We start from the raw sequence: 11,030 nt of genomic DNA, 5'->3' as shown, positions 1-11,030 counted from the left end.
CGCCGCGTACCCCTGCAGCATTTCATGCTTACGATAACGCGGCGCCCATCGCACCTACAGTTCTTGGCGGCTGATTAATAACTTGCCGCAGTCACCGTTTGATCAAGCACCGTTAGATCGGGCAAGGTCTTGCAGGCATCAGCAGCCACAATCCATTTTTCTGGAACAAACCAGCTTTTGGCTGCAGCATCAACGTTGGCACGGGTCAAAATCTGCTCTGGTTTTGGATTCACCCAGCTCAAATCATGGTTATAAACCCAGTGGAACATTTGCGAATACGCATACCAGTAAGGATATTTAGGTCCGTTATCAAGACCTTTTTGCATGAATTCATGCATCGCTTTCAGCTCGGCATCGGTCACCGAGTTTTGACTGAGTTTTCGCAATTCCTGCGCGGCCAGCACTAAAGCCTCACCGCATTTTTCACGCGATACGCTGTACTCCAAACCCAGTGTTGGGCCAAAGTATTGCGACATTTCACCCCAAGCATTTACGGTATAAGAATCACCAGCCTGCTCGCGCAATGAGGTCCACAAGCGTTGTTTAATCACATCGTTTAAGCCTTCTTGCAAAAATGCATTTTGGGTATTGGCCGCTACGCCATCTAGCGCAACGCTCCAGACGGTATACGCCTGATTATGAAACGAGAACGTTTTGAGTGATTCTTTTAAACGCTCGCTCAGTACCGTATTCGATAAAGCGTGTTGCTTGGCTTCAATCTTACTTGGTAACAAAGGCATGGCATCGGGCTTGGCTGGCGGAATGCTGGCGATATAACGCTCAACCAAATCTTTGGCCTGCGCCAAATCGGCAACGCCGGTTAACACCATCCGCAATTGCGCTGGATTGCCGAACAACTGCTCGCGTAATTGATCGAGTTTTTCGGTACTAATCGCAAAATCACTCACACTACCCCAAGCACGATACGGCCATGCTGCACCAAATAGATTTTGGTTAAACCCCGGGCCATTAGGCCAATAGCTTTGATACGCTTGCGTGATTGCTTTTTCTCTGGCGGTGTTATCACTTCGCGGCTGAGCAAGGCTGAGATAAATCAGCTGCATCAAGGGTTCAAAAGAGCGCGTTGCTGCGCTACCACCAAAACCATGCCGAGCGGTTTCAAACATCGGTTGCAATTGCAATTCTTCATTGCGAATCGCTTGCATCAATTGCGCGGTATTTAAATCCCCCACCCCTGCTTGCGTCATATAGTTCGGCAAAATTTGAGCAACAAAACGCCATTCTTTAGGCAAAGCCAAAGCACCACCGGCAAATCGACCATTCACGCCGATGCGCTCATCCGCTTGGCGCTGCTTACGAACCAACACCTGCGCACCATTACTCAGCGTCCACACCGTTACTCCATGCTCAGTCTGAGCCTGAACAATTTGCCCACGCGCTGGCTGCTGGCTCATCAACGGCTTATCGGCTTGAGCCACTTGCGCCGGCAATGTCTCAGCATCGACAGCGGCCATCATCGCGGCTAGTTTTTCATCGTGCCAAGTATCGCCGTCCTTCCTACTGCTCGAATCTTTGGGGCGCAAGATCATTGCGATTTGATCGGGCGTCGTGACGACGCTTTGCCATGCGGCATTCACCGCCTGCGGTGTTATCGTTGCGGGATCAAAAATGGCTTTTTGATCGGCAGCATAAAATGCAGGAATGCCTAGTTTGGCAGAGCCTAATAATGAGCCTGCCCATATCTCATTCGACACCGGTATATTTTTCACCACCAAAGCAAAGCTAGCGATGGCATCGGCCACTTCAGCATCGCTAAAGCCTGTCTCTCGCGCACGGCGCACTTCGCGATACAACTGCGTTAATCCATCACCCAACGCTTCAGCATTTAAAACAGCATACAAAGTCAGATAGCGTTCACGACTGACAAAGCTACCACTCCAATCGACCCATTCCACGGAAGAAAAGTGTTGATTTTCTTGCGTCGCCATTTTTTGCAAGCGCTGCTGCATGGCTTGCATCGCAATACTTTGCAACTGCACTTGTGCAGCATCTGTAGCTGGTTGCTGAATGAAATTCCACGATAAGGCAAATGCATTCTGCGGCCAAGGAGGAGGATTGCCACGGTAGCTACGCACTTTGGGCGTGAGTGGCAAGGCCGGATATTGGCTGGCTTGATCGCCCATCGGCGCTTTAGCAAATAGCGTTTTGATGGTTTGCTCGATATTTTTTGGTACATCGCCAGCGAGCACCAAGGTCATTTTTTGCGGCTGATACAACTTGCGGTACAAGGCTTCAATGCGTTCAGGCGACAAATCGCGTACATTTTCCTCAAAACCGATCGGCATATTTTCAAGGTGTGGCGCATCCGGAATCAGCACCGAATAAAACTGCTGCCAAGCGCTTGAATCGCCTTTGCGTAAATTAATTTCATCGAGCACCACTTGTCGCTCGGTTTTTAGCTCTTCGGGGTCAAATACAATTTTGCCATTGGCCCAATCCGCCATCAGCAACAGGCCACGATCTAAAGACTCACGCTTGAGTTTGAAAAAATACGTGGTATTTTCGAAGCCAGTAAATGCATTACTGTCATTGCCCATGCGCATCCCATTGCTGGAATACAGCGCTTTGATTTCATCTTTGCCAAAGTTTTTAGTTTGCCGAAACGCCATATGCTCGATCAAATGCGCTATGCCGCGCTCGTCTTTGGCTTCACTGAGCGAGCCGCTATTAACCAGCAAACGCAGCTCAACTTCGCTGGCTTGCCCGGCTTGTGGCGCAATCGGTTTGATTAAATAGCGCAGGCCATTGGGCAATTGCCCTTGGATGACACTAGGGTGTAGATGCGGAATCGGCGGTAGTTTTTCGACGGCGCTAGCCAACGATGCCATGCTAAGCAGGGCTAAAAAGAGTAGATTTGTTTTTTTCATGACAGCCTCAAGAAATTATGCTGTCGTACTATACCCCTGTTGGTCCTTTATTACAGTTGAACTTATGTCAGTTTTAAGTTGAACATCGCATCGCGGCGGCGTGAAAAATCCAGCAATCATCAGCCCAGCCAAGCCTTCCGCAATTAATGCGTCCATTTAGAGCCTTGAAAAAAACAAGGTACAATCAAACGTTTTACACGGGCGGTGGCACACAGTAAGCGCCAACCGAACGCCTCATCGTGCAGTTCAACCCAATGAACTGCGGTGCGTTAGCCCCCAACTTCACGATGGAAAATCAGACATGGAACAAACCCTGATTCGAATGATGGACGCCAAAAGCGATCCACTAACGAGCCTGAAAGAACTCATTGACGCCCTGCGCCCGGGCAAGGTGATTGATGGCGTTACGGCGATTAATAACGCGCGCGCGCTGTGTTATTTGCTGGAGCAACATCCTGAATATCGGGCAGCGCTGCGTAAGCAGTTGTTTACGCTACTGGGCAGCACGCGCCAAGTTCAGCTGTATACCGATACCGGTATTTTATCCAATGAGAGCGTCTTTACCGCGATTGTGCGCCGTGTAGGCTCCAAGCTATTGCCGCCACCGGTGAAGCCTGAATATCTGAAAGATTTATTTGGGGTATTGTTCCCCAACACCAATGATTATGTGTGGCTCAACGAGATACCCACCGAAGTTTGGTTTGAAGTCGGTGCCGCCGCGCATTTAGAAGAACTGAGCTTAGCCGAGATTCCAACGCATATTCGCTTGCAGCAGCTCGAAGCGATTCAAGTGTTGTCGTGCCGACTGTCGGCGATTGGTTTAGAGCCAGAAATCGTTTTGCACCATCCCGATGTTGAGCGGTTTGAGTCGCCATTTGTGCGCTTAAATGCCGAGGTTTTAAGCTATATCGAGCGCTATCGCGAAGACCTCACGGCGCGCCGCCCTCCCGATGAAGATCATTCGCATATTTTGGTTTTGCTACAGCAATGCGAGCAAATCATCGCCAAAGTGTGGAAAATGGCAGCCAAAAATGGCGCGTCGGTGAGTCTGACCTACCATTTGCTGCGCCTCAAGCAGCATATTGATCGCTTAAAAGTGCTGTTTGATTTGGTCGATTCGATGGCACCAGCAAAACACGGCCCAGCCTTACTCGGCTTGTTTCTTGAGCTGGTGAAAGCTGAAAACCGCAAATACAGCGTTCGCGATGTATTGCAAGAAAACACCGAATTACTCGCGCTGCAAATCACCGAGCATGCCAGCCATACTGGCGAGCATTACATCAGTGAAACCCGTAGCGAGTGGCTGCAAATGTTTCGCTCGGCGGCTGGTGCCGGGGCCATTATTGGCTGTATGGCCTTGATTAAAATCTTGTTTGCCAAAGCGCATTTACCGCCTTTGCTCGAAGCGTTTGCTTTTAGCATGAATTACGCGCTGGGCTTTATGCTGATTCATATCCTGCACTTTACCGTGGCCACCAAGCAGCCAGCGATGACCGCAGCTCGGATTGCGGCGGCGTTGCCAACGATAGAAAACAAAAAAAATGAAGCGTATACCGAGCTGATCGAGCTGATTATTAAAGTGATCCGTACTCAATTTATTGCCATTATTGGTAACGTTTTACTCGCCATTCCGGTGGCGCTGGGGATTGCTTGGCTGTGGTGGTATGAATTTGGTCAGCATGTGGTCGACACCACCAAGGCTGACAAAATGCTGCAAGAGCTGATGCCAATTGCGGGTCTGGGGATTTTTTATGCGGCGATTGCTGGTTGCTGCTTATTCTTGGCCGGTTTGATTTCGGGTTATTACGACAATAAATCGCTGTACAACCAAATCCCACAACGAATTGCCGCGATGCCGCTACTGAATAAAATCTTGGGCGAATATCGCAGCCGCCGCCTTGGCCAATACATCGAGCACAATCTGGGCGCGCTGGCGGGTAATTTTTATTTCGGGATTATGCTGGGCAGTATGGCCACGCTGGGCTTTCTACTCGGGCTGCCGCTCGATATACGTCACATTACCTTCTCTGCGGCCAACCTCGCTTATGCGGTATCGGCGTATAACTTTACGCTAGCTTGGCCGATTGTGGCTTGGGGTGCGATGGGGGTGGCGGTGATTGGTATCACCAATTTATTTGTCAGCTTTACCTTGGCGCTGTGGGTGGCGATGCGCTCACGTAAACGCCGCATGAGCGAGCTCAAACCGTTATGGGGCAAATTCTGGCGTCGGGCGATGAGCCGACCGATTGATTTATTTATTGCGCCCAAATCAGCCAGCGAAAGTACAAAACTGGTGACCGACGCGGCAAAAACAGCCAGCACCGAGGAGAAAGCAAAATGAGTGTCGATCTAGACATCGTGGCCGCCTTAACTGGCCCGGGCTATTTGGTTGTGCCCAATTTTTTAGACGCCAACCATTTAGCGCAGTTAAATGAATTATTTAGCAGCAGAGAAAGCGACTTTGTCGCCGCTGGCGTGGGCCGCGCTGCAGCCCAACAAGTACGGCAAGATATTCGTGGCGACGCGGTACTTTGGGTCGAAAACGATGATCCGGCGATGCTGCAAGCCAATCAAAGAATGCGCGATTTACAGCAAACCCTCAATCGCGAGCTGTATTTGGGGCTGGACGAATTGGAATGGCATTTTGCTTGCTACCCAGCGGGTAGTTTTTACCAGCGCCATCTTGACCAGCATCGGCATCAAGACAGCCGCGTGGTCACCGTGGTGCAATACCTCAACCAAAATTGGCACGAGGACGATGGCGGCCAATTGCGGATTTATTTAGACGACGAGCAAACTCTGGATGTCACGCCGTATGGTGGCACTTTGGTGGTGTTTTTATCCAATCGATTTGAGCACGAGGTATTGCCCGCTAGACGAGAACGGCGCTCACTCACCGGCTGGTACCGCCGCCGTCCGTGAACCTCACCACAGCCAAAACCAACCATGCCGAGTAAAATCGGTATGGTTTTTTTACGCAGTCACGCGTTGAGCACCCTCAGCGCAGCCCAAGGAGCCATAGATGAATACGCATTGGATTAAAATAGGCTTGCTCAGCGCCGCCTTACTCACGGGTTGCGCCAGCAATGATTCGGCCAAAATCTATACGCAAAATGAGACCATGCAAGTGGCGCGCGCGCGCAGTGGTCAAATCGAGCAAATTCGTGATGTTGAAGTTAAACCGGGCAAGCAGTTGGGCATCGGAGGTGTGGCTGGCGGCGTGGTCGGTGGCGTATTAGCGGGCAATCACATCGGCCAAGGCACAGGCAGCGTGATTAGCAGCGTGTTTGGCGCTTTATTAGGTGGTTTTGTCGGCAATCAGCTCGAAGACAATATGCGCAGCAAAATGGCCAAAGAAATTACCGTGCGCATGCACGACAATGGCGAGCGACTAGTGATTGTGCAAGACGGCGACCAAGCATTGCGCGTGGGCCAAAAGGTGGATGTGATTGCCAACGCCAACAACGCCCGAGTGGTGCCTGCCCAGCCCTAGGATCTATTGACGTTTGGTTTTCGCTCGCCAACCAAACGTCAACCAACCCTAGCAAGGGGAACGTCCGATGCGCAATACCGAATCAGACGTCGTTCGTTACCAATTAATAGCCCAAACGCTGACACACTGTCGACACCGCACCTGCGGCGTTGAGCGTGTAAAAATGCAAGCCCGGTGCACCACCCGCCAAGAGGCGGTCCGATAGCTCGGTCACAAAGTCCAAACCAAAAGCGCGAATCGACGCAGTGTCATCTGAGTAAGCCTGCAAACGCAGGCGTAACCAACGCGGAATCTCCGCCCCACACATATCCGAAAAGCGCTGTAATTGACTGTAATTTTGAATCGGCATAATCCCCGGCACAATCGGGATATGCACGCCACGCGCTTGAACCTCGTCAACAAATCGAAAATATGCGTCAGCATTAAAGAAATACTGCGTAATCGCTGAATCAGCCCCGGCATTGACTTTATTAATAAAATTACGCAAATCGGCTTCGGCATTGGGCGATTGTGGATGAAACTCGGGGTAAGCTGCGACTTCGATGTGGAACCAATCACCAAATTCGCTGCGCAAAAAACTCACCAATTCATTGGCATAACGAAACTCACCAAATTCACCCATGCCCGATGGAATATCGCCGCGCAAAGCGACGATATGTTTAATGCCGTGATTTTTGTATTGCTGAACCACTTCACGAATATTGTCTTTAGTCGAGCCAATGCACGATAAATGCGGCGCGGCGGCGTGGCCGGCGGCTTGAATGTCGACCACGGCGCGCAGCGTGCCTGCTTGCGTCGTGCCGCCAGCACCGAAGGTCACTGAGAAAAATTCGGGATTAAATTGCGCCAATTGCCGACGAGTCGTGGCCAATTTAGCCGCACCTTCGTCGGTTTTCGGCGGGAAGAACTCAAAACTAATCGGGCGCAAAGGATTCGTCATGGCAAAGCTGCTTTTTTACAATCGCAAAGCATGAATCTTATCACTGAGTTGCCGCCCTCATCATGAAGGTAATTCATAGTCAGATTAAACTTTTTATCATTGACTATAAAGCCGCAACACTATTCAGCCATACGTTTATATCTGTAAGAAAAGCGCTTAATATCCCTGTGAACTTGAGCATTCGACTCAGGCTTGGTCATTCATACCAATACACAAACAGGAAGAGACGATCATGATACGAAATAAAATTCGCTTAGCCAGTCTGCTCGGCGCATTGCTATTGGCCGCTGGCGTTCAGGCCGCAACATGGCAAGAAGGGACAACGTATTCAACTAATGCCGTCGTGGATTACAACGGAAAAACCTATAGCGCTTTGGTGACGCACACTGCTTATGTTGGTGCCGGCTGGAATCCAGCGGCAACGCCGACACTATGGAAAGAAATCGGTAACAGCGCCAGCCCTGCACCATCGACCGGACCGACTGCCAGCCCAAGCGCTAATCCAACGACCAGCCCAACTGCTGTGCCAACAAATAGTCCAGTGCCAAGTAATTCTCCCGCCACCACCCCACCACCGAGCACTGGCGTTGCCGCTTGGGATGCGAGCAAAGTGTATAACGGCGGCGCACGCGTGAGCGTCGGCACGGCCATTTATGAAGCCAAATGGTGGACCCAAGGCAATGTGCCAGGGAGCGACCAATGGGGGCCGTGGAAATTAATTTCAGGTACACCAACTGCATCCCCTACGACAACAGCAAGCCCAACACCAACAGCGACACCAAGCACAACACCATCAGCGACGCCGACTGTTACCCCTACGACCACGCCAACAGCTACGCCCACTGCGACACCATCAACCACACCAACAGCGAGCCCAACCCCAAGCACCACACCAAGTACTGACTTGCTGCCTAAACACGTGGTAGTGGGTTACTGGCACAATTTTGACAATGGCTCTGGCGTAATGCGCTTAAAAGACGTGCCGGCCGAATACAACATCATCAATGTCTCTTTTGTTGAAGGCGATCAAAGCGCAGCCAAAGGCACTGCTGCTTTTGTTCTGGATAAATTGTTTAACGAAGCTGAATTTATCGCCGACATTAAACTCAAGCAATCGCAAGGCGTGAAAGTATTGGTGTCCCTAGGCGGAGCCAATGGAGTGATTGTGATCGACTCACTCGAAGCGCGTGAACGGTTCATCAAAACACTGGGCGACATCATTGCCAAATATGGTTTTGATGGTCTCGATCTGGATATGGAAAACAATCTAACGATTACCGCCCAAGACGACTACCGCAAACCCGTAACGCCACAAATTGTGAATGTGATCGCCGGCGTAAAAGCCATCAAAGCCCGCTTTGGTGACAAATTTATCCTGACGATGGCACCAGAGGTGAATTACGTTCAAGGTGGCCATGGCTTTTACGGCGGCACATGGGGCGGCTACTTGCCGATCATCCACGGCCTACGTGATGATCTGAACATGCTACACGTACAGCATTACAACACCGGCAGCATTGGTGGCACGGACGGCCGTCAATACTCACAAGGCACGATGGATTTCCAAGTGGCGATGACCGATATGTTGCTCACTGGCTTTAATTTGGGTGGCGACGTGAATAAACCCTTCCCAGCATTACGCGCTGACCAAGTTGGTTTTGGTTTACCAGCAACGACCAGTGCGGCGGGTGGCGGTTACCTCTCGATTGCCGAAACGCAAAAAGCATTGGATTGTTTGATGAAATTGCAAAATTGTGGCACTTACAAACCACAGAAAGCGCAGCCCGATTTACGCGGCATTATGACTTGGTCAATCAATTGGGATAGCAAACAAGCCTACCAATTTGCCAAAAGCCATAGCGCTTACTTTAAAAAATAAAGTGTCGCCATAAACTAAAGCGGCCTCATCATGAGGCCGCTTTTTTGTGATGAATTATTATCAAATAATCGCAGATTCATTGAGCATTTACTGGCGCATTAATGATTCGCCGAGCAAGCCATATCGTTAATGTCTTCATCATTTGGATCGGCATATTCTTCGGCGATTTGTGCAAATCGATCGGCACAAACTTGAAACGCATCGACTAAATCAGGATCAAAATGTTTACCACGGCCTTCAATAATAATATTCATCGCCATTTCATGAGAAAACGGGGGTTTATACACCCGACGACTGCGCAAAGCATCATACACATCGGCAATGGCCATTAATCGGGCGCTCACCGGAATTTCATCGCCTTTTGCGCCAAGTGGATAACCTGAGCCATCCCATTTTTCTTGATGACCATAGGCAATTTCACGAGCATAGCGCAAAAATAAACTCTCGCCACCCAGCATTCTTTCCACTTCCAAAATAATATTTCGCCCATACGCAGGGTGATTTTTCATAATGGTAAATTCTTCTGGTGTTAATCGCGCCGGTTTATGCAAAATCGCATCCGGAATCCCGACTTTGCCAATGTCATGCAAAGGCGCTGATTTCACCATCCATTCAATACTCGTACTATCGAGCTCATCAATAAAGCGCGGATAATTCATGACGGTATTGGCCAATAATCGCACATATTCTTGCGTGCGTTTTAAATGCAAACCGGTTTCTTCATCCCGCAATTCAGCCATCACCCCCATCGCCATAATAATGGCATCTTGCATTTTATATAGCTCTTGAGTTCGCTGAGCTACCCTATCTTCTAATAATAAATTATGCTCGCGGATTGAATTTTTTAAATCTTGCATCAATAAAATATTTCTAACTCGAATTAAAACAATCGCCGGACTTAAAGGTTTATGTAAATAATCGGCAGCCCCAACATTAAAACCATTGATTTCATCAATTTCTTGAGTTTTGGCGGTTAAAAAAATAACGGGAATATCGGTGGTGAGCGTATTGTTTTTTAAATTTCGGCAAACTTCAAACCCATCCATACCCGGCATCATCACATCGAGCAAAATCAGATCTGGCAAGGGTAAACGCTCAGCCAAACGTAGCGCTTGTTCGCCATTATTGGCGATTCTCACTTTATACTGATCTTTCAAAATCGCATTGAGTACAGTTAAATTATTCGGGGTATCATCAACTAATAAAATAATCCGTCGATCAGCGAGCAGTCCTTCATTCATGACAAACCCCTCGCCAATTGAATTTCTTTTAACCACCGTGTGGCCGCTAAAAAATCAAAATCATTCGCAATCGCACAGCCCAATCGATCTAATAAACTCACATCAACAATCGGCTCCAAATCATCACGTAATTTATAATAAATCTCGACCGCCTCACCATCGCAATCCTCTAGCAATTCAAAAAGTTGCGCGATCAATAATTCAGCCTCAGCTGAATTTGATAATGTATTGGTCTGATTCACCACCGGCTCTGAATATGCGGCAGAAATAACGTCCAGCATTGCATCGAGCGCGACATAAAATGCGGCTGAATTTTTGGCGATAGACTGAGGATCTTGTTTTAAGTTTGCTTCTAAAGCAATCGCGGCCTCAGTGATTTGATGCATCCCTAAAGTACCTGCTACGCCCTTCATCGAGTGAATAAAAATGCCCGCTGCGGTTAAGTCTTCTTTGAGTAATTTGGCTAAAATGGCACTGCCATTTTTATATTCATGTAAAAACTGTTTAAATAGCTGAGTATAGAGTTTTTTATCGCCCACAGGTTCAAATAGTAAGTGCAACGCTAGGTAGGTTCGTCAATTCAGTGACT

At 49.0% G+C, this 11,030-nt stretch carries 8 protein-coding genes; 4 read left to right on the top strand and 4 right to left on the bottom strand.

Annotated features, from left to right (window positions below; genetic code table 11):
• Positions 1 to 74: 74 nt before the first annotated feature.
• Positions 75 to 2,888 carry a pitrilysin family protein gene (locus Q0V82_RS15475; RefSeq protein WP_297577175.1) on the bottom strand — a complete coding sequence of 938 codons (2,814 nt, stop codon included), beginning with the start codon at positions 2,886 to 2,888 and terminating at the stop codon, positions 75 to 77.
• A gap of 301 nt (positions 2,889 to 3,189) precedes the next feature.
• On the opposite strand from Q0V82_RS15475, the gene Q0V82_RS15470 reads away from it, so the two are divergent.
• The 3 genes from Q0V82_RS15470 to Q0V82_RS15460 all read left to right on the top strand — a co-directional run bounded on the left by Q0V82_RS15470 (position 3,190) and on the right by Q0V82_RS15460 (position 6,381).
• Positions 3,190 to 5,229, top strand: a complete 2,040-nt coding sequence (locus tag Q0V82_RS15470; protein ID WP_297577174.1) for a site-specific recombinase — start codon at positions 3,190 to 3,192, stop codon at positions 5,227 to 5,229.
• A complete protein-coding gene (locus tag Q0V82_RS15465) occupies positions 5,226 to 5,810 on the top strand; it encodes a 2OG-Fe(II) oxygenase (RefSeq protein WP_297577172.1) in 585 nt (194 codons plus the stop codon). Before Q0V82_RS15470 ends, Q0V82_RS15465 begins: the two co-directional genes overlap by 4 nt.
• Before the next feature lie 100 nt (positions 5,811 to 5,910).
• Entirely contained in the window at positions 5,911 to 6,381 is a 471-nt protein-coding gene (locus Q0V82_RS15460) for a glycine zipper 2TM domain-containing protein (RefSeq protein WP_297577170.1), read from the top strand.
• A gap of 103 nt (positions 6,382 to 6,484) precedes the next feature.
• Here Q0V82_RS15460 and metF read toward each other — a convergent pair whose 3' ends face one another.
• Positions 6,485 to 7,321 (bottom strand): methylenetetrahydrofolate reductase [NAD(P)H], encoded by an 837-nt coding sequence (gene metF, locus Q0V82_RS15455; RefSeq protein ID WP_297577168.1) that lies wholly within the window; start codon positions 7,319 to 7,321, stop codon positions 6,485 to 6,487.
• A 232-nt stretch (positions 7,322 to 7,553) separates the two neighbouring features.
• Here metF and Q0V82_RS15450 point away from each other — a divergent pair, with 232 nt between their 5' ends.
• Positions 7,554 to 9,200, top strand: a complete 1,647-nt coding sequence (locus Q0V82_RS15450) for a chitinase (RefSeq protein ID WP_297577166.1) — start codon at positions 7,554 to 7,556, stop codon at positions 9,198 to 9,200.
• 98 nt (positions 9,201 to 9,298) lie between these two features.
• Here the strand turns inward: Q0V82_RS15450 and Q0V82_RS15445 are convergent, their stop codons facing one another.
• Both Q0V82_RS15445 and Q0V82_RS15440 read right to left on the bottom strand, forming a co-directional pair.
• Positions 9,299 to 10,441 carry an HD domain-containing phosphohydrolase gene (locus tag Q0V82_RS15445; RefSeq protein WP_297577164.1) on the bottom strand — a complete coding sequence of 381 codons (1,143 nt, stop codon included), beginning with the start codon at positions 10,439 to 10,441 and terminating at the stop codon, positions 9,299 to 9,301.
• Positions 10,438 to 11,001 carry an Hpt domain-containing protein gene (locus tag Q0V82_RS15440; protein ID WP_297577162.1) on the bottom strand — a complete coding sequence of 188 codons (564 nt, stop codon included), beginning with the start codon at positions 10,999 to 11,001 and terminating at the stop codon, positions 10,438 to 10,440. Before Q0V82_RS15440 ends, Q0V82_RS15445 begins: the two co-directional genes overlap by 4 nt.
• Positions 11,002 to 11,030 lie beyond the last annotated feature (29 nt).

This window comes from uncultured Deefgea sp., assembly GCF_947072475.1.
Taxonomy (GTDB): domain Bacteria; phylum Pseudomonadota; class Gammaproteobacteria; order Burkholderiales; family Chitinibacteraceae; genus Deefgea.
This window is presented reverse-complemented; position numbering and strand designations above follow the sequence as displayed.

What these genes read in the sequence shown, in the direction of transcription:
- Q0V82_RS15475 (WP_297577175.1), bottom strand. Translation starts at nt 2,888, where the DNA reads ATGAAAAAAACAAATCTACTCTTTTTAGCCCTGCTTAGCATGGCATCG.
- Q0V82_RS15470 (WP_297577174.1), top strand. Translation starts at nt 3,190, where the DNA reads ATGGAACAAACCCTGATTCGAATGATGGACGCCAAAAGCGATCCACTA.
- Q0V82_RS15465 (WP_297577172.1), top strand. Translation starts at nt 5,226, where the DNA reads ATGAGTGTCGATCTAGACATCGTGGCCGCCTTAACTGGCCCGGGCTAT.
- Q0V82_RS15460 (WP_297577170.1), top strand. Translation starts at nt 5,911, where the DNA reads ATGAATACGCATTGGATTAAAATAGGCTTGCTCAGCGCCGCCTTACTC.
- metF (WP_297577168.1), bottom strand. Translation starts at nt 7,321, where the DNA reads ATGACGAATCCTTTGCGCCCGATTAGTTTTGAGTTCTTCCCGCCGAAA.
- Q0V82_RS15450 (WP_297577166.1), top strand. Translation starts at nt 7,554, where the DNA reads ATGATACGAAATAAAATTCGCTTAGCCAGTCTGCTCGGCGCATTGCTA.
- Q0V82_RS15445 (WP_297577164.1), bottom strand. Translation starts at nt 10,441, where the DNA reads ATGAATGAAGGACTGCTCGCTGATCGACGGATTATTTTATTAGTTGAT.